Source organism: Hoeflea ulvae, assembly GCF_026619435.1.
Taxonomy (GTDB): Bacteria; Pseudomonadota; Alphaproteobacteria; order Rhizobiales; family Rhizobiaceae; genus Hoeflea; species Hoeflea ulvae.
The window spans coordinates 3,576,272-3,602,398 of sequence record NZ_JAOVZQ010000001.1; the positions used below are offsets into that span (position 1 = coordinate 3,576,272).

A 26,127-nucleotide genomic window follows, 5' to 3' on the forward strand; every position below is an offset into this window, starting at 1 on the left:
GCGCGCGGCACACTCTCCGGCATCTGCACGTCCCTCTCCGTCGTCATCCTCAGAGGCTAGGACGCCGCTTCGCTTGTCTTAGTCGGGGCCCGAGGATGACGAAATAAAAAGTCGGTGATGATCTACGAAAGCCCGCAAGGATAAAAGGAAGAGAGATCGCTGCTTGATTACGACGCGCAGTAACGCGTGAAAGTAAACTGCCCCCAGATTTTCTCTTGCTTTCCCATTCGATTGTCCTTGCTCGTACGACCGTTCAGCAGTTTATCTCAGATGCTGCGGAGACCATAGTTCAATCCGACAAGCCCAATTCCAGCTAACGGTAAAGCGTCGGCGTGTGGCTAATGCGACGCGCCGCTGTTACGTTCCTGTTCGGTATGACTGTCCAATCGGCAATATAACTGTATGGGGAATGCATGAAGCGTCGTACGATTAGCATAATACTGGCTGGGGTAACAATTTCGAGCGCGCTTGGCCTCATACTTGCCAATCCCGATCCTTTTGTCCGCAACGAACTCTGCAATCTTTGGTGTCCTCGATCAGCTAACCCTCAGTTTTGGAACGCAATCATTTTTGATCTCTCAGTAGGGGCTATCAGCAGTGTTATCTTTTACCTGCTGCTTGTCGCCCTACCCGATACAAGGCGGCACCAGAAGCTCAAGCGAAGTTTGTTGCGCCGATATGAGGAGTTTAGGCGCGAGTGCGTGTCTCAGTTACTGTATGCCTCTGGTAATGCGTCGATCGGGATGTCAGAGGTTGAAGTATTGATGAAGCCCAGCTCCTTCAAAGATCATTTTTATGGAGATCCGTGGCAGACAGCAGCAAGTGCGTTCAACTACGATGAGCATCACTGCTACCTTGAAGACACGAAACTCGCAGCGCAGAGATTTAAGGCTGAAGTCGATTACGTTCTCGATCAGGTGGACATTGATGACGACGAGATATTCGAGCGTCTCAAGCTGTTGTCTGACAGCCTAGACCGGCTCACTCGTACAACGCGAGAATACGATTCAGTGAAGTCTCTGTTCCGTGATCTCTGGGCAATTTTTACAGGGTGGGACTTTAGCGACGGCCAGTATGGACGGGACCGCATACGCGAGTTGCTCGAAGCCATCTGACGATGGCTAGCTTTAAGTGAGTAGTCCGTAAGCCTTGAGAAGACGGTAGGTCACCTGTCCGTCCATGACGCAAAAGAACTTTGGATGACCAGGAGTTACAACCATGGCGCGGAGCGTTTCTCGTACGGCTGTTCCGATCAGATGCGAGTGTTGAACAACGGAGACATCAGCTCCGGCTCGTGTAAGTCGGTAGATTTGATCGCCGTTCTTACCGCACATTGCAGGTGTCATCTCTTCGAAACGCGAGGGCCCCTTTAGCAGAAATGCCGCCGTCCGGCGGCGTTCGGCTACAGTGACGTTGGACGAGAAGTGGTCGTTCTCTTCTCCACCCCAGTCTTTCTTTGTCGGCTCTGATAACAGTTGGGCGATAGAGGCCTTTACATACGCCTCGGGCGTGCGTTGCATCGTAGTCATCCATTCATCAGCGTCGGCGGTTGTAACCTGGCGAATTTTGCTAAACTCCGCAATGTCCTCGGCGAGAATTTCGCCGTAGTCGTAGCCGCCCCATACTGCTTGCGATCCGCCCTTGGCATTGTTGCGTGGATGATCGATGAAGGGCGCTCCCATGACGATGGGTTCAATTTCAAATCGATCGCCCTTGTCGTGAAGCAAGCCGATAATAGCTTCGCGATATCCATCGGTATAGCCATCATTCAGCACCATCTTACCCGTATCGCTGACGATATGCGACGTATGGTAGGCGATCACGACAGGCTTGCCGTAGTCAAACTCCAAGTGCACACCTTGAGTGACACGGTCGCTTGTCCTGATCTCTGGGCAGGGATCTAGGCGCTCCGTGCTCATAAAGACCACACGCGGCTTACCGAGCGTGAGAGCTTCAGCCAGCGAAGGCACTCCGACCTCTGAGCAGATGTCGATCAGCATCGTGACCAGCAAGTGGTCATTACCGAGCCGTGTCATGTGATCGCCGCCTGGTTTTTGCCGCGCGATGAATTCCTCGCGCAAGGATCCGAGGGCGCTAATCGCGAGACGTCGGTTCAGGAAGCCCATGTCGATGTGACTGAAAAATTCCTCAACGCGATATTTGGCAGGCATGGTTTCTGCAGACATGCGAAGAAGTATAGGTAAAAGCTAGGCTTTGCCAAGCGAACATCTATTGACACAGTACCACCCAGCCTAGTCGGCTTTAGCTCTTTTGGGGTCCGTGGCAAAGTCCATATTGTAGCTGTCAGCCTTGGCGCTCCTCACGTAGATCTTCGGTGTGCGCACGCAGTTCGCTTGCGGATACCGCAAACGGCCAGTCTGCTTAGGGATCCTTTCGATTGTCAGTCTGTAGCCCGAAAAAAGCCCCTCACCGCCCCTCAAGCGCCAGATAGACCGCATGCGCCATCATCACATCGAGATGCGCGTCGACGCCGTCCTTGAACATGGTGATCTCGTCATCGGCGCGGCGACCCGCCTTGCCCTACACCAGATCATGCATGCCGCCTTGGATATCGGCTTTCACCGACGTGTATTGAAATGATGCGAGATCAATGCCGCCCCCTCACCCGATCGCCTCGACAATCCTGCGCAGCTCCGCCGTCTTGGCGCCCAGCAGCAGCACGCTTTTGAGTGCCGCCTTGGGGTCGGCGGTTCTGAACAGGAGGCCGTTTTCGCGGAAGTCGCGGTTGATCACCTGCTGGGGTTTTTCGCCGGTCTGCTCGCGTTTCATCGCCACCGCGAAATACATCCGGGCGTAATTGGGATCGATGCGCTCGAAGAAATGCTCGTCCGCGGTGATGTCGGCCCAGAAATTGGCGATGTAGAAGCCCCAGCTCACATCCTTGTATTCGGCAAAGTCGGTCTTCGACGCGGTCACATGGACATAGCCGAGATGCGGCGCGGCAGCCAGGGTCTTGTGAAAGATGACCTTTGGAAACTTGATGTCGGCGTGGAAATTGTTGAGCCGTTCATGGGTCTTCTTGCCGACATTTTCGAGCCGGATTCCGGTCCGCTCCGCGACCTCTTCATCGGTCAGGAAGCGGCGTTCTTCCTCGATCCAGTCCTCCGGGCTGCGGACAATCCGTCCGGTGCGGAGGAAGTTGGTGTGGACCGCCACTCCGGGACCGGAAGCCTGCCCCTTGGCCCTGGCCGCGTAGTATTTGAACTTCGACATGTCGAATACGCGCTCTGCTTGAATGGGTGATTCTATGATCGCACAGTATCCATGAATACTGCAGGTCCAGCAGAAAAGGGCAATATGCTGCGGGCTTATCCCTGCATGATCACATCACGAAACATGCGGCGGCTGTTTCTGGCCGCGGCAAACTTGTCTCGGCTCTTCAAATCCCCGCAAAAGCCCAGATCGCCAGACAGCTCGCGACACCGACAACGACATTCATCACCAGCCCGACCTTGAGGAAATCGGCGAAGCGGTAATTGCCGGCGGCATAGACCAGGGTGTTGGTCTGGTAGCCGATGGGGGTGGCGAAGCTCGCCGAGGCGCCGAGCATGATGGCGTAGATCAGCGGTTTCGGGTCGATGCCGAGCGAATTTGCCAGCCCGATCGCCATCGGGGTCAGGATCACGGCGACGGCATTGTTGGAGATCAGCTCGGTCAGCACCGAGGTCAGTGCATAGATGGCAAACAGCACCACCAGCGGCGAGACGCTTTGCAGGAACGGCGTCACCGCATCGACCAGGCTCTGGACCACGCCGGTGTTGTCGAGCCCGCGGCCGATGGCGAGCATGGCGAAGATCAGCACCAGGATCGATCCGTCGATGGATTTCCAGGCGTCCTCCGCCTCGACGCAGCCCAGCAGCAGGATGACGCCGACGCCGAGCAGCGACAGGGTGACGATCGGCGCCACATTGAAGATCGACAGCACGATGACGGCCATCATGGTCAGGATCGCCATGCCTGCCCGGTGCCGCTTGTAGGGCCTGAGTTTCGGCGCGGTGGCGGCGACAAAACTTTCCGACTGCAGGATGTCGGCGAGATCGCCGGGGCTGCCTTCGAGCAGGATGCGGTCGCCCGCCCGCAACCGCACGCCGGCCAGCTCCGGCCCCGGATTGTGCCTGCGCCGCGAGATGCCGAGCACCCGCACGCCGGCCTTGAACCAGCCCAGATCGCGCAGCTGCCGTCCGCTGCTGCCGGCGTCGCCGGCATAGACCGCCTCGAGCTTTTCGGTCTTTTGCTGGTCGTCGGACGACAGCAGCGCCTTGAAATAGCCCAGCACGTAATTGGGGTGATCGCGCAGCGTCAGCAGCTCGGACTGGTTGGCATGGAAGATCACCCGGTCATTGGTGTCGAGTTCGAGCTCGGGGTCGGGCTTGAGCCGCTCGTTGCCGCGCAGAATGCCGAGCACGCGGGTTTTCGACAAGGCGCTGAAATCCGACAGCGCCCGGCCGGTGGAGCTGCCCTCGGCCTCGTCGTCGGCGGGCGCGATGATCTTGACCTCGGACATGAACTGCGTGGCGCTGTCATCGATGGCGTCGCCCGAGACGATATGGGCGGGCAGGAGTTTCGGCCCGAGCAGCAGCAGGGTGAGCCCGCCCACCACCAGCGCCACCAGCCCGAAGGGCAAAAGCTCGAGCATGCGCATCGGCTCCATGCCCTCGCCCTGCGCCACGCCATCGATCAGCAGATTGGTCGAGGTGCCGATCAGCGTCAGCGTGCCGCCGAGAATGGCCATGTAGGACAGCGGGATCAGCACCTTGCTCGAGGCGATGTTGAGCGCCGCGGCCATTTTCGAGATGATCGGGATCAGCACGATCACCAGCGGCGTGTTGTTCATCAGGCCAGATGCAAGTGCGGCGCCGAGCAGCAGCAGCACGATCGCGATCGGTCCGCGCCGTTCCGACAGGCCAACGAAATAGGACGAGGCGGCGTCGAGCACGCCGGTGCTGACCAGCGCCGAGGACAGGATGAACATCGCCGCAATGGTGATCGGCGCCGGATTGGAAAACACCGCCAGCGCCTCTTCGGTCGAGACATAGCCGAGCAGCAGAAACGCCGCCGCGCCGGCGGTGGCGACGGCTGCGGGCGGCAGTTTCTCGAACAGGAAGCCGAGGAAGACCAGGCCGAGGATCAGGGCGGAGAGACCCGAAGGCGTGTCTCTCATGAATTCGGCGTAGAAATTCTCAATCATGCAATCGCCCGGGGCTCAAGGTGCAGCTTTTGACACAAACGCACTGGCCGCCCCGGAGTTGCGTGGCGCAAGGATTTATTCGCGGGCGGCGCGAGCGGGATTGAGCCACGCACCGCCGCCGCTGCCGGACCGCCTGGATCCGGCCTCAGGGATCGTGACGTGCGGCGCAGGCCGCCGGACGACGACAGGGCCGGACTAGTGCTGCTGCGCGCCCAGCGCCGCGAAATAGTCGTCCCAGCTCTGGTGCGGTCGCCCGGCTGCGGTGGTGAAATCGCTCGGGTTGTCATTGGCGCCCTCGCGGATGCCCTGGTAGATGCCTGCAATGACCGTGCCGATGAATTCGCCCAGTTCGGCGATGCGGTCTTCCCGGTAAGCCTCGAACGGCATCGGGCGGTAGACCAGTCGGGTGCCGAAGGCCCGGTTCATCAACGCCGCAAGCTCGGCCTGGGTCAGCAGCGCGCCATGAAGATTGTAGGTCTGGCCATTGTGCCGGGCTTCGGTCAGCATCCGCGCATAGGCAAAGGCCAGTTCCGGGCGGGTGGTATAGCCGCAGCGGCCGTCACCGGCGCAATTGGCGATCTCCCCGGCCTTCCGGTAGCTGTCAATATAGTCGACATCGGGTTCGATATAGATGCCGTTGCGGCCGATGACCCAGTCGAGACCGCTGTCGCGGATATCGGCCTCGGTCTGGCGGTTGCTCTGGATGACGGGGGAAAATGCCGTGCCCTGCTCCGCGCCCTGCACGCTGGTATAGACGATCTTCGCCACCCCGGCGGCCTTGGCGGCATTGATGACATTGCGATGCTGGCCGATGCGGTCTTCGGGCGCCGTCATGCCCGACACCAGCAACAGGGTATCGACCCCGGCCAGCGAGGCGCGAAGCTGGTCGGCATCATCATAGTCACCGGGGCGGACATCGATCCCCATATCTGGCGCCTTGCCGGGGCTGCGGGCCAGGCCGACAATGGTCTCGCCCGTGTTCATCCCGATGAGCGCCCCGGCGATCGCGGCGCCAAGCTGGCCGGAGACTGCGGTTACTGCAAGTGTCATGGGTTCATCCTGTGTTTTTCGAATGCGTTTGCGGCCTGCGCGGCCCGCTCTCCGTCGCCGGGTCTCACCGTCCTTCAAGGGCCAGATGGACTGCATGGGCCATCATCACATCCAGATGGGCGCCGCCGCCGTTCTTGAACACGGTAATCTCGTCGGCGGACTGGCGTCCAGCCTTGCCCTGCACCAGATCATGCATGTCTCCCAGAATGTCGTCCCTGCTGATGGCGCCCGAGGCCATCGGGATCATCACCTCGCCGATATGGCCGATCGTGGTGGCAAGGCTGTCGACGAACAGCCGCCCGCGGGTGAGCGCCGCATCATCGGCCTCGCGCATATCAGGTGTATAGGCGCCGACCAGGTCGACATGGGTGCCGGGTCTGAGCGCCTCGCCGCGGATCAGCGGCACCTTGGTCATGGTCGCCGAACAGATCAGATCGGCGCGCGACACCGCCTCGTCGAGATCGGTGACCACCTCGACGGCGACGCCCTCAAGCGAAGCCGCCAGTTGCTCGGCCCGCTCCGGGCTGCGGTTCCAGATCATCACCGTGTCGAGCGACGGCCGCACCGCGCGGTGCGCCGCAATCAGCGGACCGGCCATCGAGCCGGCGCCGGCCATCAGCATGGTCTTGACGTCCTGGCGCGCCAGGCAGGACGCGCCGAGCGCGGAATCGCCCGCCGTCTTCCAGGCGGTCAGGTCGACGCCTTCCAGCACCGCAACGACATGGCCTTGCGCCTCGTCGAACAGCAGCACCTGCCCCTGCACCGAAGGCCGCGCCGGTTCGGCAGACGGATTGTCCGGATAGATCGTCACCGCCTTGACGCCGGAAGCCAGGCCGGGGATCCAGGCGGTGCGCACCAGCATCTTGCGACCGGCATTCTCCACCAGCGAATCCCGCAGATCCGCCGGCTCCATCAGGTGGCCGGCGCGCAGGGCCTCCACCGCAAATGGCCAGGAACAGACCGAGCGGATGTCGTCTCCGGTAACAATGCGCATGTTCAATCCTTTGTGTGAGCGGGCCGAAAATCTGCCCTCGTTCTAATCCGCCCGGCGCGGCTTTTACAAGCTCAGCCGGACCGGTGCCGCCACTGATGCAGGCCGAAGCCATGCCCAGGCACGAAACTGCCGGCGACAGTGTCACCGGCAGCTTTTGCGCAACGGAGTCCCGCAGCCTACTTTTTTGTGGTCTGGGTCATCGCCTTGCGGGCTTCCTCAAGCGTTTCCTGCATGTTCTGCTGCAGAACCTTGAAGGCTTCGGTGGAGGACGACTGCGCCAGCGCGGCAATCTCGCTGGTATTCTTGATTGCCATCTCGAAGGAGCGCTTGGCAAATTCGGCCTGCGCCGTCATCAGCGATTGCGGATCGCCGCCGGCCTTGAGATTGTCGGCCATGGCGGAAATCTCGTCCAGCGCCTGCTGCACCATTTCGCGCTGCCGCGCCATGATGGTGCTGGCGCCCGAGCCCGCGGTCTTCGACGCCGTGTCCAGCGCCTCGAGGTTCTTCTTGTGACGTGCGACCAGCGCTTCGAGATCCGGCGACGGCAGCTTCATGTCCTTGCCGAAATTCATGAACATGGACACCATGTCTTCGGTTGGGTTTTTCTCGGCCATTGTGTTCTCCCGGTTGCGGCGGCACGGGTCCGCCTGTTTGCTGCTTCGTCCACTATACAGATCCTGTGCCCGGAGCCCGCATGCATTTTTGGCGCAAGCTCCGGGACACAAAAAACCAGCCTCCCATGGCCGGGTCACAGCAGCATGACGGCGCCCGGCGCCAAAGAAACTTCCGCCAGAGCCTGAGAGCCCCTTGAAGTTTATGCTGCACTGCAACATATACCATGCATCGCCACTCGCGCGATACCAGATCACAGCCCCGGGCCGCACCGGACGGGGCATGACCCATTGCTCAACAGAGGATGACCGACATGACCAAGACCACCAAGACATCGAACGCCAAGACGACTGCCGCCGACGCAACCAATGACGCCCGGACCATGATCATGGACGCGGTTGAAAACCTGCAGGAAAAGATTGCCGTGCCGGAAGCCGCCCGCGACTTCGTTGCCCAGCAGGCAGCCACCGCGCAGCAGCGCACGGAAGCTGCCCAGCAGAACGCCGCCGAACTCAATGCCGAGACTGAAAAGGCCGCCGTTTCGCTGATCGGCAGCTATGCCGGCTTCACCAAGAGCCTGATCGACATGACCACCGCCAATGTCAGCCACGCCTTTGCCACGGTCGAAAAGATCGCCGGCGCCAAAACGCTGCCCGACGCGATGAAGATCCAGGCCGAGTTCGTCCGCGACAGCTCCAAGGCCAATCTCGACCGCTTCAAGGAAGTCTCCGAAACCGCCACGGCGACAATGGCGCAGGCCACGGCAAGCGCACGCGACGCCGCTGCCAAGGCCCTGGCCCAGGGCCGCACCGCCGCCTGATCCGCCACGCCACTGACCAATACGAAGGCCCGGGACACGCAAACCGTCTCCCGGGCCTTTTTTCATCCTGCTTCTGCAGGGATCAAGCATCATTGGTTTTCAAGGGCTTGCCGGAAGAGCCGGACTCACATTGCCAACCGCTTGATTCAATCTCTCATGACAGCGGATTAGCCATTTCGGGCGCCTCGCCCACCGGCAGCGGCACCGGATAATTCTGTTTCGCCACATGCCGGCCGGCCAGCCGCAATCCTTCGGCGACATTGATGCGCCCGACGGACTGATCGCCGGCAAGCTGCATCCGGGCGCCAAAGCGCCGCGCCAGGGCTTTCATCGCCTGGTTCTGCCCGCCGGTCTCGACGATGATGGTGGAGATGTCATTCTCGGACGCCGCCCGCAGCAGGGCCTTGAGCAGGATCGTGCCAAGCCCCTTGTGGCGCCAGTCAGAGGCCACGGAGAAGGCCGATTCGCCCTGCCCCGGCTCGATCTGCCCACCGGTGTGCAATTCGGCCACGGCGACCAGATGATCATCCTCGAAGGCGCCGATGACGATCGCTTCATTCAGCGACCGGGCGATATAGCGGTCGAGCCAGTCATCCGAAACCAGACCGTTGAAACGGTCACGGAAATCTTCGAAATGCAATTCGTGGATATGGTCGCGAAACGCGCGTGCGTCGGACGGGCCGAGATATCTCAGCTTGACGTCCTCGCCGAGGGCGAATTGCGGTGTGCGCTGCTTGAACAGGAACTTCAGAAACATGGTCGACCTCCAAAGGTCATTCCTCCCGAAATCTCCAGACCCTCACCTAATGTTGCGATGCAACAATATCAAGACACGAATTCGTGACGCCGGATATATCGCGTGTGTGCGCGATGTTTTTCGGACTATTACCTCTGGCTGATGCAATCAACCGGCAAGCCGGGGAGAGAATCGGCCCGCCGACGCTTTCATTTTGACCGGGCCGGTCCATTCTGCCATTGCAGTCGGACCCAAGAACTCCCGCCGTGACAGCGGCAAAACCCCCGCACTGGAAATCCCGTGATACCGCACATCGCCAAGGACAGCCGGGCCAATCTGCTCGGCAGCATCTGGATGGTCGCCGCAATGGCGATATTTGCCATTGAGGATGCCCTTCTCAAGGCCGCAGCGCAATCGCTGCCGGTCGGACAGGTCCTGATTCTGTTCGGCATCGGCGGCGCGCTGGTCTTTGCCGCTGTGGCGCGGTTCACCAATCAGCCCCTGTTCATTTCGGACGTGATATCCAAACCGATGCGGATCCGGGTGGTTTTCGAGATCACCGGGCGGCTGTTCTACGTGCTGGCGATTTCGATGATACCGCTGTCGGCGGCAACCGTGATCCTGCAGGCCACGCCGATTGTGGTGGTCGCAGCCGCGGCCCTGATCTTCGGCGAAAAGGTCGGATGGCGCCGATGGACCGCGATCGTCATGGGGCTGGCGGGCGTTGTCATCATCATTCAGCCGGGAACCGAGAGTTTTTCGGTGCTGTCGATCCTTGCAATCATCGGAATGATCGGCTTTGCCGGGCGTGATCTCGCCAGCCGCATGGCGCCTGCATCGCTGAGCACCGTGCTTCTCGGCCTCTATGGGTTCCTCTCCGTCATCGTCGCCGGCGCATTGTTCTCGATCTGGCAGGGTGCAGCTTTCAGGATGCCGGATATCGAAACGTCAGCCTGTCTGGCGTTGGCTGTGCTGGCTGGCGTGGCAGCCTACTCGTCGCTGATGAAGGCGATGCGCTCGGGCGAGGTCTCGGCTGTCACGCCATTCAGATACACCCGGATGCTGTTCGGCATCGGCCTGGGCGTGCTGGTCTTCGGCGAGACCCTGAGTGTTGCGATGCTGACAGGCTCGGCCCTGATTGTCGTCTCCGGGCTGTTCATCCTCTGGCGCGGCAGGGCCGTCCGCGCACAGGACTGACCCTTTCGGCGCAATTCGGGCGGTTTACGGCCGCCTGCTCACAGCAGCGCCAGATAGCGCAGGGCCGGCAGGCTGGGCAGGAAGAAATATTCGCCGCCGGCAAGCTGGACGAAGGTTTTGACCTGGATGCGCCGCCTGAGCGGATCCTGCGGAATGGTCATCCAGCCATCAGGCCCGACCAGCGGATCGACCTCTTCAAACAGTGTCGAAAAATCCGGATTGAGCAGCCAGGTCTGCTGGATGAACTCGAATTGCCGGGCGATGTCGGTGTTGAGACACATGAACAGCAGCCCTCGGTCGGCGCCGTCATCGGTATCGGTGCGGTCGATCCTGGGCCCGTAATTGCGGCCGCGGCGCAGGATCCGGTGGTTGTTGGCCGCACTGAGCAGCGATTGTTTCATGCCCTCCCGCGGCGCCAGCGAATCGCGCGGATTGGCCCGGCGCACATGGCTGCCGAGCGGGCATCCATGGCCGTGGCGGTCATCGTCGAAATAGAGAAAATCATTGTCCGGCCGGCCGTCGCCGCCTTGCGGCTGCCTGCCCTGAGGTCTGAGCACATCGCCGTCGCGGTTGCGTCCGACCACTTTCTCCGCCAGCCATTCGGCCGTCACCGTCGTGGCCTTGGGATCGGCCTTGCGGATCACCTCGGCGGCCTCCTCCATCGAGCGCCAGAACGCGGCCACATCCTGCCGCAGCTCGCGCACCACCAGATAGGTGCCGTTCCTGCCGATATCATAGAAGCTGCGGGCATCGGGATGCTCCGGCAGGCCGGCCCGGTACGGACGCGGATCCGCCTCGCCATTGACCTGGCCGGGAACCACCGGCCCGGGCGCGATCTCCTGATGGCCGTTGAGATGGCCCATGAGAAACTCGCCCAGCGGCGCGCCGTTGATCATGTCCGCCTGTTTCACGGCCTGGCCGTCGAGGCGGATGCCGTCGCGCTCGTCAAAGGGCACGGGCTGGGAAATTCCGTCGGCGAAGCCGAAATGCTCCCTGCCCGGCCGGCTGTCATCCTCGTCCAGTTGCAGCGACAGGCTGTGCACCACGCGCACGTCGTGGCTTTCCAGCAATGCGCCGATTTCGGAAGCTGCCTTGCGGGTACCGGCCTCGTCCTCGGTGTAGATCAGCACGAGCGCGTGCACCGCCTGGCCGATGGTGCCGTCGGTTTCGGCGGCTGCCGGCCCGGTGTCGGCCTCCACACTGTAGGCGCCCACCGCCTTGCGGCTCCTGTGCGACTGGGTGTTGCCGCTCCAGCGCGGTGTCGCGTCAATCACCGTGTCCTGCCACTCGCCCTTGCGCTTGTCGCCCAGGCGGCGCATGCGGTTTTCCTCGAACATGCCTTCGCGGAAGGGCGCGGAAAATGACGCCAGCGCGGTTTTAGGCATTTGCAGGCGCTGCAGTCCCGACCAGGTAAAGGCGATCGAGACGGCCTGGCTCACATGCGCGCCGCCGCCCACCGCAAAGGCCGGCGTCACCGGAAATTCGGTCTGCAGCGCTGCAATCCACTTGCCGTTGCCGGCATCCGGAAGCTCGAGGAAAAGCGCGCAGCCATGTTTGAGCGAACCGAAGCCGGAGGCGACAAAGCCCTGCGTCTCCCGTGCGATCGAATCCTTGAGCTTCCAGTGTTTTTTCTTCGTCGCCGCCATCACAGTTCCCTCATCCAGTCCCGCGTTTCGGCTTCGCTCATGTCCTGGCGGCGCAGGCCATTGCTGATGCGATGATTGCGTTCCACCTGGTCGACCGACAGATCCGGATAGGCGCTGTACCAGAACCGGCTGGTGCTGCGGCTGGCCAGCGCCCAGTTCTTGAACAGCCGCCCATGGCTGGCGCCGTCAAAGATCAGGAACCGGGTCGTAGGAAACCCCACTCCGCAGCCCCAGGCCAGGGTCAGCCCGACATGGGCCTTTTCGATGAAATCATCGAGATAGGAGCCCCAGCTCTGGTCGAAATTGGAGAAGAACACCAGCCGGCTGCTGTTGTTGAGAAAGGCCCAATGGGCGAAATGCACGGTCCGCATGCTGCCCAGATAGCCGTCCCCGGCCTTGACCCGCAGCAACAGGCCGAGGCCGCGATGGCCGGCCTTGACGATGATCGTCCGCAGCACGCCGGGCCGGATGTGAACGATGGAGCCCATGTGGTTCTGCGACACCCAGTCCTCGTGATCGGCCATCTCGGCCACCCGTTCGGCGTCGATCGGCGGCGCGGTTTGCGACGAATCCCGTTTTTCCAGGTAGCGCAGCCACAGGATCACCGCCGGAACCGTGAACAACAGGCTGAGCTGGCCGTAGAAGATGGTCAGCGCCACCGTCCACCACCAGTCCCTGACCCCGCCGGCAAAACTGTCGAACAGGAGATCAATCACCGCGGCAAAGCCGACGCCGGCGACAATGAGCAGGATGAGCGGCGGCGCCAGCACCAGCACGATGGTGGGAATATTGCGCAACAGGAATGCCGGCAGGTTGAACGCCGTCTCGACACTGGTGCCGGGCAAGGGCGTGCGCAGCACCCCGATGAACACCACCAAGATCACGGCAAAGCCGATGACCAGGCTCAGATAGAGCGCGTGGTTGATCAGCGATGCGGCCAGGATCCCCGGCAGGGTGAACACCAGCAGCACGAGCGACATGAACCAGAGCAGGCGCCACAGGTCGCCCAGCCGCTGGCTGAGCGGGATCCGGGGCGCGTCCGGCTCGTTCAACCAGCCATGATCGGCCAGAAGCCGGACCCTGAGCCGGTTGTGAAACTCTTTCGGCGCCACGGCGCGGTAAGGCTCCGGACCCTGGTGATCGGGAGCATCCAGTTCGCTGCGGATCGCCCTGAACAATTTCGCCTCGTTGAGGATCTGGTCCCGGGTCAGCCCGCGATTGCCATGGTGGAACACACTCGGCGCCTGGGTTCTTGCCTTGAGGTAAGGCGTCACCCGCGCGGTCGAGCCATCCCGGGTGACGGCGTCATAGAGATCCGCGTCTTCATCCAGCGGCTTCTTGCAGCAGCGCAGCATCTCCCTGATTGTCGGGCCGGCAAGGGCTTCGAGCTGTTGCCAGAACACGCCGGGCTCGCCGTCGAAATTTGCCTCGATGATGAAGATCGGGTCGTAGCTGCGGTCCTCGAACACGCTCATCGACAGGAAGTGCAGGCTGGGCACCTGCTTGATGAAGCGTTCGAAATTCTCGCCTTCGCCGGGAAGCAGCTTGTCTTCGCGATATTTGAATTCGTCCACCAGCGCCGACAGCCTGGCCGCACTTTCCGGCTTGACCTCAAGCGGGACCGACAATGTGGTCTGGATCATCAGCGTCCCCCTCCCAAAACAGCAAGCCAGGCCAAATTGTGCCCTGCACCTCGAATAGTTCATCAGTGCATTTTCTGATCGTCCAACTATAAGGACAAACATTTCGTTTTCAATTGGCAAACTGAATTGAAACAAAAACTGAGATCAGCAGATCCGCCCACATGAATATTAATCTTTACATATGAACTATTTCCCGAACCGGAACACTTCCAGGTCTGCACGAGTTTGACACGGGATTTCCGGCGCGCATCTGCTGCCGGTCAGCCGGCCAGCGCAATTGCCCGGGACAGGCTTTGCGCCAGATCGCGGGCATAGGTGGAAAACGCCATGATCTCGAAACTGTCATCTCCGGTCCGTGTGAGTTGCACCGGCACATGATTAAACAGGGTCGGCGCGCTGGCGCCCGGCTTGAACGCCTTCGGATGGGTGTCGATCGCTGACTGGGTGGCGATGATCTCCGCAGCGTCTGGTCCGGAGATTGAAAACCGCACCCGCGCATCCGACAGGTCGCACAGGCTCACTCCCGATGCGGCGCCAAGTCGTGCGGCCAGTTTGGCATGGTCCTCGCCCGCTTCGCCGACGGCGAGCGCCTGGCCCGGCTGCACCGGACGCAGCAGCCCGTCCCCGGCCCTGGCCGCGCGCCGTATAGCGGCTGATTTGGCAACCGGCCCGGCCACCAGACAGACCGGCGCATCGGGCAATTGCGTGAGCAACACCCTGTCCGAGGCACTGACAACGAGGCCCTCGAGCAGGACGGACGCCACCGGCGCGGCCGCCACAACCGGCGCATGCGCCCGGCCCGGAGGCGTCCTATCCGCCTCTTCGGCATCCAGAAACACCGGCGGACAGACGGTCACCTCGGTCTCGATGCCGCGCAATCCGTCCCAGACCACCAGGTTCTCGCCATGGCGCGCGCGCCCGCGCTTGAGCATGGCAAGCGCGATGGTCGACTGGAAATGCGGCGACCAGCAGGCCGAGGTCACATGGCCCTGGTCATTGGCCATGCTTGGATCCGTGCCCGGTGCAAGCAAATGCCCGCCAGCCAGGATCCTGTGCTCCGGATTGACGGGCCGCAAGCCAACCAACTGCTCGCGGTCATCGCGCTGCAGGCCTTCTCGCGAAAGCATCACCCGGCCGATGAAATCATCCTTTTTGGCACTCACCATCTTGCCCAGACCCAGATCGCCCGGCGTGGTGCGGCCATCGATCTCGGAGTGCGTGATGAATCCCTTCTCGATGCGGAGCACATTCAACGCCTCCAGTCCGTAAGGCACAATCCCGAACGGCTGACCGGCCTCAACAATGGCATCGGCCACCGCCTCGCCGTGACGCGCGGGCACCGCCAGCTCAAACGCCAGTTCGCCCGAAAACGAAATCCGGAACATTCGCGCCTTGAGCCCCGAATGCAGCTTTACCTCGCGCGCGGCCAGAAACGGCATCGCCTCATCCGACAGATGATCGGCAACAACACGGCCAAGCACGTCCCGCGAAAGCGGGCCGGCAACCGTGATCTGGGCCCACTGGTCTGTGACCGATGCGAGCCGCACATCGAGCTCCGGCCACAGCGCCTGGGCGCAGAATTCCAGATGTGCCATCGCCTCAACGGCCGCCGCCGTGGTGGTGGTGATCAGGTAATGGCTCTCGCCCAAGCGGCTGACCGTGCCGTCATCCATCAGCAAGCCGTCCTCGCGCAGCATCAGCCCGTAGCGCGCCTTGCCGATCGCCAATGTCGACATCTTGCCGGTGTAGATGAGATCAAGAAAATTGGCCGCATCCTTGCCCGACAAATCGATCTTGCCCAGCGTCGAGGCATCTGAGATGCCCACGCCCGCACGCACCGCCAGCGTCTCGCGGTCGCACGCTTCCTTCCAGCCCGTTTCGCCCTCGCCCGGGAAATGCGAAGCCCGCATCCAGGCCCCGGCCTCGATGAACACAGCGCCCTGCTTCTCGGCCCAGCCATGCAACGGCGAGCGCCGCACCGGACGGTAATGGCTGCCGCGATGCTCACCCGCCAGCGCCCCGATGCTGACCGGCGTATAGAACGGGCGGAACGTCGTGGTGCCGACCTGGTCCGGCGTCACGCCCCGATTTTCAGCCAGAATGCCGATGGCGTTGACATTGGACAGCTTGCCCTGATCGGTCGCCATGCCGGTGGTGGTATAGCGCTTGGCGAGTTCAACATGGCCATAGCCCTCGCGCACCGCCAGCCCGAGATCGGACACGGTCACATCGTTCTGGAAATCGACAAAGGCCTTGCCGCGTGCCTCGCCCACATGCCACAGCGTTTGAAATCCGGTCGATCCGCCACAGGCTTCGCGTACGGCCTCGGCGTCGACTTTTCGCGGTTTGAAGCCGAGGTCACGCGCCGCACGGGTCCCGGCCTCGGCGCCACTCTGCAGGCAACCGGCGAGATCGAGCACACCCGCCGCGCTGCCCGCAGCACTCAATCCGTCGCGCGGCGCGGGTGGAAGGAACATACCGATCTCCTCGTCCCACACCGGCCGGTCGCCGCGATGGCAGGCGAGCCCCACAACCGGGTTCCAGCCGCCCGACATCGCCAGTGCGCTGACCTTGATTGTCTGCCGCTTGCCCGAGGCCCGCTCGACGATTTCGACGCCCGAAACAGCCTTGCCGCCCAGCGCATCAGCGACGACGTGACCCGCAAGCACACGCGCGCCTTCGGATGCCGCCAGTTCCGCCGCAGGTACTTCGCTCCGTGCATCGACAAGCGTCACCGCAAGCCCGCGCGCCAACAAATCCCGCGCAGTTTCGTGGCCCGAGCCGCCGGTGGCAAAGACCGCCACATGATCGCCCGGCCGTATCGCCTGGCCATTGACCAGCCCGCGCAACGCCGACGCCGTCATCACGCCGGGCCGGTCATTGCCGCCAAACACCAGCGGCCGTTCCTCGGCACCCGCCGCCAGCACGGCGCGCTTGGCCACTATGCGCCAGACCCGCTGCGCCGGGCCGGTGTCCGCACCATCGCGCCGCTCGACCGCGCCATAGACGCCGCTGTCATAGGCGCCGAACACCGTGGTGTTTGAAAGCAGCCGCACATTCGGGTTGGCCGCCAATTCTGCGATCACCGCCGCCACGAATCCCGGCCCGTCAGTGTCCCCGATTTCGACCCGGTCCTTGAGCAACCGCCCGCCGAAGTCCGGATTCTCGTCGCACAGCACCACCCGCGCGCCGGACCGCGCTGCCGTAAGTGCCGCCATCAGCCCGGCAGGCCCGGAGCCGATCACCAGCAGATCGCAATGGGCCCAGCGCTTCTCGTATTCCTGCGCATCCGGCGCGTGGCTGGCCCGCCCCAGCCCCGCAGCCCGGCGGATCAGCGGCTCGTAAAGCTTTTCCCAAAGGGCCGCCGGCCACATGAAGGTCTTGTAGTAAAATCCCGCCCCCAGAAACGGCGACAGCGCGGAATTCACCGCACCGACGTCAAAGCCCAGCGATGGCCAGCGGTTCTGGCTCTCCGCCCTGAGCCCGTCGCGCAACGCCACCATCGAGGCGCGCAGATTCGGCTCCCGCGTTGCGCCATCGCCCAGTGTCACCAGCGCATTGGGTTCCGACGCCCCGCCGCTGAGCAATCCGCGCGGCCGGTGATATTTGAACGACCGCCCGATCAGCAGTTGATCATTGGCCAGCAGCGCCGAGGCCAGCGTGTCGCCGGCAAAGCCCTCGAACTGTCTGCCATCGAAGCTGAATCCGATGCGATCGGAGCGGTCGATCAGCCCGCCATTCTCAAACCGGGAGAAGCTCATGGTGTCGCCCTCCCCTTGGCAGGTTTCGCCGCTTTGCCGGTCGTCCCTGCCTTGGCCCGCGCCCGGGCAAACTCCGCCGCGTCCGTCACCCCATGCACATCATGGGAAAACGTATCCCGCTCCACCACCAGCCAGCGCCGGCAGCCGCCCGAATGCTGCCAGTGCTCATGCATGACGCCGCGCACATTGACGCGTAAGTGCACATAGTCGTCCCAGGCATCAAACTTCGCCTCCGGCGCGGGCCGCACCGGCTTGGCATCGCCGCGAATGGTGAACTCTTCCTTGGGCCGAACCCCGCAATGGGGACAGGTGATCAGACTGGCCATCTTCTCTGCCCCCCTAGTGCAGGTTTGCCTGGGCGCCATGCCCGGTTTCATCGATCTGGTATCCACGCGAAAACCGGTCGAGGCGGAAGGCGCGTGCCAGTTCATGCGTCTCGCCGGTCGCCAGGAGATGGGCAAAACACCAGCCCGAAGCCGGGGTCGCCTTGAAGCCGCCATAGCACCAGCCGCAATTGAGATAGAGGCCGTCCACCGGTGTCTTGTCGATGATCGGCGAGCCATCCATCGACATGTCCATCACCCCGCCCCAGGCGCGCAGCACTTTGACGCGAGACACGGCGGGCACCATGGCGCAGGCGGCTTCCATCACGCTTTCCACCGTCTGGAGATTGCCGCGCTGGGCGTAGGAATTGTAGAAATCGAGGCTGCCGCCAAACACCAGCCCGCCCTTGTCCGACTGCGACAGGTAAAACAGCGCCGCGCCAAAGGTCACCACCTGGTCGATGAACGGCTTGATTCCTTCCGACACAAAGGCCTGCAGCACCTGGCTTTCCACCGGCAGCCGCATCCCGGCCATCGCCGCCACGCGGGACGAATTGCCCGCTGCCGCCAGGCCAAGCCTGTTGCAGCTGATAAAGCCGCGCGAGGTCTCCACGCCAGTCACCTTGCCGCCCTCGCGGCAGATGCCGGTGACTTCGCAATTCTGGATCAGATCGACGCCGCGACTGTCGGCGGCGCGCGCGTATCCCCAGGCCACGCCGTCATGCCGCGCCGTGCCGCCGCGCCGTTGCAGCAGCCCGCCATGGACCGGAAACCGCGCATTGTCGAAATCGAGATAGGGCACCAGCGCCCGCACTTCCTCGCGCCCCAACAACTCCGCATCCTCGCCTGCCAGCCGCATCGCATTGCCGCGCCGCGCGTAAGCATCGCGCTGCCCGTCGGAGTGATAGAGATTGATCACCCCGCGCTGCGACATCATGGCGTTGAAATTGAGCTCCTGCTCGAGCCCCTCCCACAGTTTCAGCGAATGCGCAAAAAACGGCTCATTGCCCTCCAGCAGATAATTGGCCCGCACAATCGTGGTGTTGCGCCCGACATTGCCGGAGCCGAGATAGCCTTTTTCCAGCACCGCCACATTGGTGATGCCGTGATTTTTCGCCAGATAATGCGCCGTCGCCAGCCCATGCCCGCCGCCGCCGACTATGATCACGTCATAATGCGATTTCGGCTCCGGCTCCCGCCACGCCGGCTGCCAGCCCTTGTTGCCCGACAGTCCCTGCCGGAAGATCGAAAATGCGGAATATTTCATGGCTGCGCCCCGGCCCGGAATTTATCCTCATAGGAGAGCGCGAGGGGGCGTGGTGTCAATGGTGCGGAGCGACGGAAGACGGGATTGTTTGTGGCGTCCAGTCATGCAGCCTTGAAACAATTGGTTCGATGCCAGTCGAGATAATAGGGATGCGGTCGCAATCTCGGATTGTCCGGCACAATCGCCTTCATATCCGGCCTGAGCAAATGCGACACATCATGGTTGAGCTGACGGGATTTCAAAATGGTGAAATCATCGTTCATTGGCTGATCACGTAAGTGGTCAAGACCGACAGCCCCCGTCATGCCGGACTTGATCCGGTATCCAGCCGCCGCGTGTCCACGCGGCGAGAGGCTCTTAGAAGCAGGCGACGATTCTTCCGCGCCGCCGACGCGGCGCTGCTGGACCCCGGATCAAGTCCGGGGTGACGGAGTGCCGAGATCTTGCGTCCCCCAATCTCCCCCTTGCGGGGAAGATGCCCGACAGCGCAGAGGGGGTAAATCGCTGCATACAGCACCCTCTCGGACTTGCGGCACCCACACCCCCTTCTGTCGGCGATGCCGACATCTCCCCCGCAAGGAGGGAGATTGGGCTCGGCGCAATTGGCACAAATCACGGCCCATTGGCCGCATTGGTTGCGATGCCTGACTTCCCAACAGGGATCAGCCTCCCCCGCCTTAACCTCCCCGTAAACCAGCCGTGCGAAAATGCAGCCCAAAGGCAGCAGTCAGGACAAGGCCGGCGGTGCAGACAAGCCTCGCAAACGCCTGTCCCGCCTAGCCACCGGACAAACACGCAGGAAGCTTCGTGATGAGACAAAGCCAGGATCAGATCGCAAGGCACGCGCCGCCATCCGGCCCTCAGGCAATCAATCCATGATCGACCAAGCATTGATCCGCGCGTTTGCGGCCAGCGCCGAATTCGAGAAGTCGGGGGCCATCGTCAATCAGGCGCTGCGCAGTGGAAAGCAGACGGCGTTTTTATGCCACAGCCGCAAGGACGCAACACTCGCCCGGGGCCTGCAGGGGTTTCTGCAATCGAAGGGCTGGATGGTCTATATCGACTGGGAGGGCTCTGCGATGCAGCCGACACCCAGCCCCTTGACCGCCCAGAACACAAGAGAGCGGATCAAGCGGCTTGACTGGTTCGTCTATCTCGCCACTGCGCATTCGGCCGCCAGCCGCTGGTGCGGCTGGGAGATGGGCTATGCCGACGCGGTCAAACCCGCTGACCGGATCCTGATCATTCCGACCTATGACAGCGACTCAAAACCCCATGGCCGGGAATTCATGGATCTCTACCGCCACATCAGCGTGGCGGCGCAGGGCGGCTACGGTGTTTTCGATCCCGTTACCCGGCGCGGACCGCTCCTGCAAAGGCTGAAGCCGGGCAAGCCGGGGCCTGATGGCTAGGGACTCGGCAAGCGCCGGCAGTCTGCCTCTTCCTTGGTGGAAGAGGGAAATCTTTTCCAAGAACCCAAAAGCGGCCCTGCCCCGTCACCCGGCCAGGACTATCACCTAATCCTCGACAATCCGGTTGAAATCATCCCATTCCAGCGTCTCGCTGGCCGCTCCGCTGTGCGCAAGCGCGGTACGGTCGAGATTGAGCGCAATGGCCTGGCCAAGGCGTGCCACTTTGACGCCGCGCAGCTTGCGCAGTGGCCCCGCAAGCAGCGGTGTGAGCCAGGGCCAGACCGCCAGTGTCAGCGCCTGGCTCGCGCCGTAGCGGTTGGTTGGCGTCAGTATCATGCTTGGGTGAAACAGGCTCAGCCGCGCAAAACCAAGTTCATCGAGCCCGTCTTCCAGTTCGCCCTTGCTGCGCAGATAGAAGGATTTTGACGCGGAATCGGCGCCCACCGAACTCAGCAGTTCAAAATGCCCGACCCCGGCCTCGCAGCAGGCGCGGCCGAACGCCAGCGGCAGATCCCGGTCGATCTTGAGAAATTGCGCCCGCTCTGCCTTCGATGGCTGGCCGATGCCAAGCGTGCAGATCGCGTGGCTGTGCCCCGGCAACAGATGCCGGTAGTTTTCGGGATCGGAGACATCGACCACATGGTGGCTGATCCGGTCGTCGCCCGGTCCCTCATAGCGGCTGCGCCCGAGCAAAGTGATGCCTGCAATACTGTCCATGCCGATCAGCGCCTTGACCACCTCGCCGCCGACGGCGCCGGTCGCCCCGATCATCACCACCTGGCTGCCATCGGCCATCATGCTCTCCTGTCGATTTTGGGTTGGATGGTTCGCCGTCGCGCGGCAAGTCCTGTGAAACAGTCATTACTTTGCTTGCCCCACCCTGCCAAGGCCCACGGCCCGGAACCAGCCGACGCCGGGCGCGCAAGGCTTGCGCCGCACCCCCGGGCATTGACCCGCCACAGGCCATCCCGTTACATAGGTATATCTGAATATTTTATCCGGATCTTGCGCAGTCCTGCTTGCGAGAACACCGGGCCAATGAGGAGAAAACGATGCCCCGGATGATAGCTCTTATATCAGCGATGTGGCTGCTGTTTGGATCAGCTGCCGCTTTTGCCGCCGACGACAAGAAGGAAGTCAACATCCGGCCTGACATTGCCGGCGTCGAGGTGCAGACAGAGGACGGTCCGGTGACCATCGAGCGCATTCAGGACACCGAGCACGAGATCAGCGGCTATTTCGCAAAAACCTCGCGCGCCTGTCCGCCATTCTGCATTCAGCCGGCACAGGTGGCCGACGGCGTTGCCACCATCGGAGAGCTGGAACTGCTCGACATGCTGGCTGACGAAGCGGCCATCGTGGTCGACGCCCGCACGGTCGACTGGCATGCCGAGGAAACCATTCCCGGCGCGCTCAACATTCCCTACACCGAAATCGCCGGACGTCTGGATGAGCTCGGCTGCACCGGCAGCAGCGGCGCCTGGGACTGCAGCAATGCCAGGAATGTGGCGCTCTATTGCAACGGATTGTGGTGCGGCCAGTCCCCCACCGCCATCCGCGCCATGTTGCGCGAAACCTATCCCGCCGATCGCATCTTCTATTATCGCGGCGGCATGCAGGCCTGGAAGATTCTCGGCCTGACCACGGTCGAAGGCGGGCTTTAAAACAGGTCGGGCCCAAGTGGAGTGCACTTGAGCCCGAAATTGTTTGTTTCAAAACCTGACGGCCAAGCCCTCAGAAAAACGCCTGAATGCCGGTCTGTGCCCGACCGAGGATCAGCGCATGCACATCATGCGTGCCCTCATAGGTGTTGACGGTTTCAAGGTTCTGCGCGTGGCGCATGACGTGATATTCGGCCTGAATGCCGTTGCCGCCATGCATGTCACGCGACATCCGGGCGATATCCAGCGCCTTGCCGCAATTGTTGCGCTTCATGATCGAAATCATCTCCGGCGCGAACCGACCCTCGTCCATCAGCCGGCCGACGCGAAGCGAGCCCTGAAGGCCGAGTGCGATTTCGGTCTGCATGTCGGCAAGCTTCTTCTGGAACAGCTGGGTGCCGGCCAGCGGCTTGCCGAACTGGTGCCGGTCAAGACCATATTGACGCGCCCGGTGCCAGCAATCCTCAGCCGCGCCCATCACGCCCCAGGAAATGCCGTAGCGCGCCCGGTTGAGACAGCCGAACGGACCCTTGAGGCCCGAGACATTCGGCAGGATAGCATCCTCGGAGACTTCGACATTCTCCATGACGATCTCACCGGTGATCGAAGCGCGCAAGCTCAGCTTGCCGCCGATCTTCGGCGCCGACAGGCCCGTCATGCCCTTTTCCAGCACGAAGCCGCGGATCTGGTTGTCATGGGCTTCCGACTTGGCCCAGACCACGAAGACATCGGCGATCGGCGAATTCGAGATCCACATTTTCGAGCCGTTGAGCACATAGCCGCCATCGGTCTTCCTGGCGCGGGTCTTCATGCCGCCCGGATCGGACCCGGCATCCGGCTCGGTCAGGCCGAAACAGCCGACCCACTCGCCGCTGGCGAGCTTCGGCAGATATTTTTGCCGCTGCTCTTCGCTGCCATAGGCCTGGATCGGGTACATCACCAGCGACGACTGAACGCTCATCATCGAACGGTAGCCCGAATCGACGCGCTCGACTTCGCGCGCCACCAACCCGTAGGAGACGTAACCAGCTTCCGCACCGCCATATTGTTCAGGAACGGTGACACCAAGCAGACCCGCTGCCCCCATTTCCGAGAAGATGTCGCGGTCGGTGGTCTCGTTGAGATAGGCGTCGGTCACCCGCGGTGCCAGCTTGTCGGCGGCAAAGGCGGCCGCAGCGTCCGAGATCATCCGTTCTTCCTCGGTCAGCTGATCGGTGATCAGGAACGGGTCATCCCATTGGAACGAGGATTTCGAGGACTTGGTCGAAACGGCGGGGGACACGGACATCGCTAAAAACTCCAGTTTGATCCAGAAGGGCAGCATTACCCTTTGTCTGCAGCCAGCGCCACATTCAATCGAATGCGCAAATGACGCAGCATCATGGCGAAGCGGCGCTGTCGCGGCAGCTCATCGGGGCGGATGCGACACGCACCGGCGGCAAAGGCCGCCATGCGGTTTCCTTATCATGGATTGCCGGAGATACTATAGGCTTAAAATATTTTTCAGACACATCGGTCAGGCGGTCGCGACGACATCCCACAGGGCGATCAATTCCCGCCGGTCGCCATCCACCAACGGCGCCACCAGCCGCGCCAGCGTCACGCACTGGCCGTCATGCTTCCACGAGGTGGTCTCGTAATAATTGGGAACGCCGCTCGCAAGCGTCTCCTCGAATGCGCCCATCACCCGCTTCTTGCTGTGCTCCGGCACGAAATCCGTCAAGGGCCGGTCCTTGACCGGTGTCATGAACGGCCAGCGTTCGGCAATCGCCACATCATCCAGCACAAGCGTTTCTTTCGGCCCTTCGAGCCGGATGCGCACCAGCAGCGGATAATCGCTGCTCAGCGTCGCCACATCGAAGTCTGCGGCAGAAGGCATGTCGCCATCGGCCTTCTGGTGCCAGAGCGTCAGAAAGGCACGGATCCGCTCCGGCGCGCTGTCGGGCAGTTCGAAACTCATGGGCGAGATATGGCTGTTCACGAAAAACTGATCCACTGAGATGGGAATTCCGTATCTAGAATACATTCGAACTCGACACCGTCATCTGTTTGACGTTTACTTTTCATGCCATTATTTTAACACTGGACGCCATAGCGATGTTTACGACCCTTGCAGACCAGTTTGAAGTGACGGCCGGTCTCGCCTCCGGGATCAGCCTTTACGGCACCAGCCAGGGTCTGGATGTCGACCCGATTGCCCGCGCCTGCGGGCTTGATCCGGACCGGTTCAGCCTCATCAATGAACGCATCAGCCTCAACCGCCTGTGCCGCTATCTCGAGGCCCTGGCGCTGATTTCCGGCGACGATGTTTTCGGCCTCAAATCCATTGCATCCTTCCAGAAAGGCTCGTCCGGACCCTTCGGCTACGGCCTGATGAATGCGCCGACCGTGCGCGACTTCCTGATGTTCTTCGGGCGCAACATGCAAAAGGTCAGCGAGACCCGGATCTGCACGCTGGAGATCGGCGCCCGCTCCGCCCATTTCGAATGGACCTACTCGCCGCTGATCCTGCACCGGGGCCAATATGTCGACATGGGCGCGGCCCAGGGCTTCATCCATCTGCGCGCGCTGCTTGGTGACGACATCAACAAGGTGCGGCTGGAGCTGGAGCGCTCGAAACCGGTAAATACCAGCCTGCACAAGCAGTTACTGACCCAGAACCTGACTTTCAACGCCCCCATCAACACCATGATCCTGCCCGCGGAATTCCTTGATCGGGTCAATCCCAATGCCGACCCGCAGCTGTTTGCGATGATGAGCCAGCAGATGGACGAGATACCGCTGCGCCACACCGACGCCAGCGATCCGCTGGTGGCGATCCGGCTTCACGTCGCCGAAAACCTGTCCTTTAACACCCCCACTCTGGCCAGCGAAGCCCAGCGTCTGGGCATGAGCCCGCGCACCTTGCAACGGCGCCTCAACGACGCCGGTACCAGCATGCAGGCCATCATTGACGAGTGCCGCAGGGAGATGGCCAAGCGGCTGCTTCTGGAGACATCGCACACCCTCTCCAGCATCGGCTACAAGCTCGGCTTTTCCGCGCCCGCCGCCTTTACCCGCTCCGCCATCCGCTGGTTCGACATGACGCCCAGCCAGTACCGGCAGGACCACGCCAAATCCGCGTGACGGCCCGGCCCGACGGCCACCTGCCCTCCGCATCGAGATAAATCAGGTAAATTGATTTAAGGCCGATTTTTTGGCGCGCAGCGTGAATGTGCTCGCGCCAAAGCAGGTGCATAAGATCTCCAGCATTTAAGACATGACTGATGGTTGCCGCGACGGGCTGTTTGGTTCGCCGCGTTTTTTCGCTCAAATCTGCGGACCGGGCGATCCCGAGGAGGATGACACGATAATGGATCTCGGAAATGAAGGAGGGTTTCACCCGTTGACACGTACAGAGATGAAATGCCTGCGCCGCTGCGCAGAAGGCCGCACCGACACCCAGATCGGTGCAGAGATGGAACTGACCGCCGGTGAGGTGAAGTCGGTTCTCTCGGTTATCATGATGAAACTGCGCGTTCCCAACCGCATGGCCGGCATGGCCAAGGCGGCCCGCCTGGGACTGCTGGAACTGCAACAAACCCATTGAGCACTTCGGGTGGCCCGCTTGAGCGTCACCTGAAACAGGATTTCCCGGCTTGGCAGCCGCCCGCGTTTGAAACAACCGCAGCCCTGCCCCGGACCGAAGAACTGCAGCCCAGCCACCTCGGGGCGGGGACGGGCTTGAGGCGCAGTTTTTCCAAGGCGTCAGCCGGAGCCATGCGGGGTTCCGGCTGACGCCGCCTCCCAAGACATT

General features: G+C 62.1%; 24 protein-coding genes and 1 pseudogene. 8 read left to right on the forward strand and 17 right to left on the reverse strand.

Going from position 1 to position 26,127, the window contains the following annotated elements; genetic code table 11:
• The first annotated feature begins 413 nt into the window (after positions 1–413).
• Positions 414–1,115 carry a hypothetical protein gene (locus tag OEG82_RS17020; protein ID WP_267613583.1) on the forward strand — a complete coding sequence of 234 codons (702 nt, stop codon included), beginning with the start codon at positions 414–416 and terminating at the stop codon, positions 1,113–1,115.
• A 12-nt stretch (positions 1,116–1,127) separates the two neighbouring features.
• Here OEG82_RS17020 and OEG82_RS17025 read toward each other — a convergent pair whose 3' ends face one another.
• Positions 1,128–2,171: a hypothetical protein gene (locus OEG82_RS17025; RefSeq protein WP_267613584.1), complete on the reverse strand. Its 1,044-nt coding sequence runs from the start codon at positions 2,169–2,171 to the stop codon at positions 1,128–1,130.
• A 286-nt stretch (positions 2,172–2,457) separates the two neighbouring features.
• Here OEG82_RS17025 and OEG82_RS17030 point away from each other — a divergent pair, with 286 nt between their 5' ends.
• Complete coding sequence (locus tag OEG82_RS17030) at positions 2,458–2,601, forward strand: hypothetical protein (RefSeq protein WP_267613585.1); 144 nt, start codon at positions 2,458–2,460, stop codon at positions 2,599–2,601.
• Between the two features lie 21 nt (positions 2,602–2,622).
• On the opposite strand, the gene OEG82_RS17035 is transcribed toward OEG82_RS17030, so the two are convergent.
• The 5 genes from OEG82_RS17035 to OEG82_RS17055 form a co-directional block, all read right to left on the reverse strand.
• Positions 2,623–3,234, reverse strand: coding sequence for a DUF6656 family protein (locus OEG82_RS17035; RefSeq protein WP_267613586.1), 612 nt, complete (start codon positions 3,232–3,234; stop codon positions 2,623–2,625).
• Between the two features lie 166 nt (positions 3,235–3,400).
• Entirely contained in the window at positions 3,401–5,209 is a 1,809-nt protein-coding gene (locus tag OEG82_RS17040; protein ID WP_267613587.1) for an SLC13 family permease, read from the reverse strand.
• A 195-nt stretch (positions 5,210–5,404) separates the two neighbouring features.
• On the reverse strand, positions 5,405–6,259 hold the full coding sequence (locus OEG82_RS17045) for an SDR family oxidoreductase (RefSeq protein WP_267613588.1): 855 nt from the start codon (positions 6,257–6,259) through the stop codon (positions 5,405–5,407).
• A gap of 64 nt (positions 6,260–6,323) precedes the next feature.
• A complete protein-coding gene (locus OEG82_RS17050) occupies positions 6,324–7,253 on the reverse strand; it encodes an ornithine cyclodeaminase family protein (RefSeq protein WP_267613589.1) in 930 nt (309 codons plus the stop codon).
• 176 nt (positions 7,254–7,429) lie between these two features.
• Positions 7,430–7,867, reverse strand: coding sequence for a phasin family protein (locus OEG82_RS17055; protein ID WP_267613590.1), 438 nt, complete (start codon positions 7,865–7,867; stop codon positions 7,430–7,432).
• 311 nt (positions 7,868–8,178) lie between these two features.
• On the opposite strand from OEG82_RS17055, the gene OEG82_RS17060 reads away from it, so the two are divergent.
• Positions 8,179–8,685, forward strand: a complete 507-nt coding sequence (locus OEG82_RS17060) for a phasin family protein (protein WP_267613591.1) — start codon at positions 8,179–8,181, stop codon at positions 8,683–8,685.
• Positions 8,686–8,839: 154 nt separating this feature from the next.
• On the opposite strand, the gene OEG82_RS17065 is transcribed toward OEG82_RS17060, so the two are convergent.
• Positions 8,840–9,442, reverse strand: coding sequence for a GNAT family N-acetyltransferase (locus tag OEG82_RS17065; RefSeq protein ID WP_267613592.1), 603 nt, complete (start codon positions 9,440–9,442; stop codon positions 8,840–8,842).
• A gap of 279 nt (positions 9,443–9,721) precedes the next feature.
• Between OEG82_RS17065 and OEG82_RS17070 the strand changes: the two genes are divergently transcribed.
• Positions 9,722–10,618 (forward strand): DMT family transporter, encoded by an 897-nt coding sequence (locus OEG82_RS17070; RefSeq protein ID WP_267613593.1) that lies wholly within the window; start codon positions 9,722–9,724, stop codon positions 10,616–10,618.
• Positions 10,619–10,656: 38 nt separating this feature from the next.
• Here OEG82_RS17070 and OEG82_RS17075 read toward each other — a convergent pair whose 3' ends face one another.
• The 6 genes and pseudogenes from OEG82_RS17075 to OEG82_RS17100 all read right to left on the reverse strand — a co-directional run bounded on the left by OEG82_RS17075 (position 10,657) and on the right by OEG82_RS17100 (position 19,521).
• The gene (locus OEG82_RS17075; RefSeq protein WP_267613594.1) at positions 10,657–12,264 is read right to left on the reverse strand and encodes a Dyp-type peroxidase; all 1,608 of its coding nucleotides are present in this window, start codon (positions 12,262–12,264) and stop codon (positions 10,657–10,659) included.
• On the reverse strand, positions 12,264–13,907 hold the full coding sequence (locus OEG82_RS17080) for a hypothetical protein (protein WP_267613595.1): 1,644 nt from the start codon (positions 13,905–13,907) through the stop codon (positions 12,264–12,266). The genes OEG82_RS17075 and OEG82_RS17080 overlap by 1 nt, the downstream gene beginning before the upstream one ends.
• An 821-nt stretch (positions 13,908–14,728) precedes the next feature.
• Positions 14,729–17,668, reverse strand: a pseudogene (locus tag OEG82_RS17085) (sarcosine oxidase subunit alpha family protein); the annotation flags it as partial.
• A complete protein-coding gene (locus OEG82_RS17090) occupies positions 17,665–17,994 on the reverse strand; it encodes a sarcosine oxidase subunit delta (RefSeq protein ID WP_267613596.1) in 330 nt (109 codons plus the stop codon). The pseudogene OEG82_RS17085 and the gene OEG82_RS17090, both read right to left, overlap by 4 nt.
• A gap of 13 nt (positions 17,995–18,007) precedes the next feature.
• A complete protein-coding gene (locus OEG82_RS17095; protein WP_267613597.1) occupies positions 18,008–19,258 on the reverse strand; it encodes a sarcosine oxidase subunit beta family protein in 1,251 nt (416 codons plus the stop codon).
• Positions 19,259–19,359: 101 nt separating this feature from the next.
• A complete protein-coding gene (locus OEG82_RS17100) occupies positions 19,360–19,521 on the reverse strand; it encodes a hypothetical protein (protein ID WP_267613598.1) in 162 nt (53 codons plus the stop codon).
• A 612-nt stretch (positions 19,522–20,133) separates the two neighbouring features.
• Between OEG82_RS17100 and OEG82_RS17105 the strand changes: the two genes are divergently transcribed.
• Entirely contained in the window at positions 20,134–20,670 is a 537-nt protein-coding gene (locus OEG82_RS17105) for a toll/interleukin-1 receptor domain-containing protein (RefSeq protein WP_267613599.1), read from the forward strand.
• A 105-nt stretch (positions 20,671–20,775) separates the two neighbouring features.
• Here the strand turns inward: OEG82_RS17105 and OEG82_RS17110 are convergent, their stop codons facing one another.
• Positions 20,776–21,465, reverse strand: a complete 690-nt coding sequence (locus tag OEG82_RS17110) for an NAD(P)H-binding protein (protein WP_267613600.1) — start codon at positions 21,463–21,465, stop codon at positions 20,776–20,778.
• A 257-nt stretch (positions 21,466–21,722) separates the two neighbouring features.
• Here OEG82_RS17110 and OEG82_RS17115 point away from each other — a divergent pair, with 257 nt between their 5' ends.
• A complete protein-coding gene (locus tag OEG82_RS17115; RefSeq protein ID WP_267613601.1) occupies positions 21,723–22,334 on the forward strand; it encodes a rhodanese-like domain-containing protein in 612 nt (203 codons plus the stop codon).
• Between the two features lie 70 nt (positions 22,335–22,404).
• On the opposite strand, the gene OEG82_RS17120 is transcribed toward OEG82_RS17115, so the two are convergent.
• The 3 genes from OEG82_RS17120 to OEG82_RS17130 all read right to left on the reverse strand — a co-directional run bounded on the left by OEG82_RS17120 (position 22,405) and on the right by OEG82_RS17130 (position 24,312).
• Positions 22,405–23,619, reverse strand: coding sequence for an acyl-CoA dehydrogenase (locus OEG82_RS17120; protein WP_267613602.1), 1,215 nt, complete (start codon positions 23,617–23,619; stop codon positions 22,405–22,407).
• A gap of 35 nt (positions 23,620–23,654) precedes the next feature.
• The gene (locus OEG82_RS17125; RefSeq protein ID WP_267613603.1) at positions 23,655–23,783 is read right to left on the reverse strand and encodes a hypothetical protein; all 129 of its coding nucleotides are present in this window, start codon (positions 23,781–23,783) and stop codon (positions 23,655–23,657) included.
• 64 nt (positions 23,784–23,847) lie between these two features.
• Positions 23,848–24,312 carry a hypothetical protein gene (locus OEG82_RS17130; RefSeq protein WP_267613604.1) on the reverse strand — a complete coding sequence of 155 codons (465 nt, stop codon included), beginning with the start codon at positions 24,310–24,312 and terminating at the stop codon, positions 23,848–23,850.
• 116 nt (positions 24,313–24,428) lie between these two features.
• On the opposite strand from OEG82_RS17130, the gene OEG82_RS17135 reads away from it, so the two are divergent.
• Both OEG82_RS17135 and OEG82_RS17140 read left to right on the forward strand, forming a co-directional pair.
• A complete protein-coding gene (locus OEG82_RS17135; RefSeq protein WP_267613605.1) occupies positions 24,429–25,457 on the forward strand; it encodes an AraC family transcriptional regulator in 1,029 nt (342 codons plus the stop codon).
• Between the two features lie 133 nt (positions 25,458–25,590).
• Positions 25,591–25,920 carry a helix-turn-helix domain-containing protein gene (locus OEG82_RS17140; protein WP_267613606.1) on the forward strand — a complete coding sequence of 110 codons (330 nt, stop codon included), beginning with the start codon at positions 25,591–25,593 and terminating at the stop codon, positions 25,918–25,920.
• The last annotated feature ends 207 nt before the right edge of the window (positions 25,921–26,127 follow it).

Excerpts from the sequence above, each read along its gene's own strand:
- OEG82_RS17025 (WP_267613584.1), bottom strand. The coding sequence starts at position 2,171 with ATGCCTGCCAAATATCGCGTTGAGGAATTTTTCAGTCACATCGACATG.
- OEG82_RS17115 (WP_267613601.1), top strand. The coding sequence starts at position 21,723 with ATGCCCCGGATGATAGCTCTTATATCAGCGATGTGGCTGCTGTTTGGA.
- OEG82_RS17100 (WP_267613598.1), bottom strand. The coding sequence starts at position 19,521 with ATGAACGATGATTTCACCATTTTGAAATCCCGTCAGCTCAACCATGAT.
- OEG82_RS17140 (WP_267613606.1), top strand. The coding sequence starts at position 25,591 with ATGACTGATGGTTGCCGCGACGGGCTGTTTGGTTCGCCGCGTTTTTTC.
- OEG82_RS17090 (WP_267613596.1), bottom strand. The coding sequence starts at position 17,994 with ATGGCCAGTCTGATCACCTGTCCCCATTGCGGGGTTCGGCCCAAGGAA.
- OEG82_RS17065 (WP_267613592.1), bottom strand. The coding sequence starts at position 9,442 with ATGTTTCTGAAGTTCCTGTTCAAGCAGCGCACACCGCAATTCGCCCTC.
- OEG82_RS17075 (WP_267613594.1), bottom strand. The coding sequence starts at position 12,264 with ATGGCGGCGACGAAGAAAAAACACTGGAAGCTCAAGGATTCGATCGCA.
- OEG82_RS17095 (WP_267613597.1), bottom strand. The coding sequence starts at position 19,258 with ATGAAATATTCCGCATTTTCGATCTTCCGGCAGGGACTGTCGGGCAAC.
- OEG82_RS17055 (WP_267613590.1), bottom strand. The coding sequence starts at position 7,867 with ATGGCCGAGAAAAACCCAACCGAAGACATGGTGTCCATGTTCATGAAT.
- OEG82_RS17050 (WP_267613589.1), bottom strand. The coding sequence starts at position 7,253 with ATGCGCATTGTTACCGGAGACGACATCCGCTCGGTCTGTTCCTGGCCA.
- OEG82_RS17035 (WP_267613586.1), bottom strand. The coding sequence starts at position 3,234 with ATGTCGAAGTTCAAATACTACGCGGCCAGGGCCAAGGGGCAGGCTTCC.
- OEG82_RS17120 (WP_267613602.1), bottom strand. The coding sequence starts at position 23,619 with ATGTCCGTGTCCCCCGCCGTTTCGACCAAGTCCTCGAAATCCTCGTTC.
- OEG82_RS17040 (WP_267613587.1), bottom strand. The coding sequence starts at position 5,209 with ATGATTGAGAATTTCTACGCCGAATTCATGAGAGACACGCCTTCGGGT.
- OEG82_RS17060 (WP_267613591.1), top strand. The coding sequence starts at position 8,179 with ATGACCAAGACCACCAAGACATCGAACGCCAAGACGACTGCCGCCGAC.
- OEG82_RS17105 (WP_267613599.1), top strand. The coding sequence starts at position 20,134 with ATGATCGACCAAGCATTGATCCGCGCGTTTGCGGCCAGCGCCGAATTC.
- OEG82_RS17030 (WP_267613585.1), top strand. The coding sequence starts at position 2,458 with ATGCGCCATCATCACATCGAGATGCGCGTCGACGCCGTCCTTGAACAT.
- OEG82_RS17110 (WP_267613600.1), bottom strand. The coding sequence starts at position 21,465 with ATGGCCGATGGCAGCCAGGTGGTGATGATCGGGGCGACCGGCGCCGTC.
- OEG82_RS17080 (WP_267613595.1), bottom strand. The coding sequence starts at position 13,907 with ATGATCCAGACCACATTGTCGGTCCCGCTTGAGGTCAAGCCGGAAAGT.
- OEG82_RS17135 (WP_267613605.1), top strand. The coding sequence starts at position 24,429 with ATGTTTACGACCCTTGCAGACCAGTTTGAAGTGACGGCCGGTCTCGCC.
- OEG82_RS17125 (WP_267613603.1), bottom strand. The coding sequence starts at position 23,783 with ATGGCGGCCTTTGCCGCCGGTGCGTGTCGCATCCGCCCCGATGAGCTG.
- OEG82_RS17020 (WP_267613583.1), top strand. The coding sequence starts at position 414 with ATGAAGCGTCGTACGATTAGCATAATACTGGCTGGGGTAACAATTTCG.
- OEG82_RS17045 (WP_267613588.1), bottom strand. The coding sequence starts at position 6,259 with ATGACACTTGCAGTAACCGCAGTCTCCGGCCAGCTTGGCGCCGCGATC.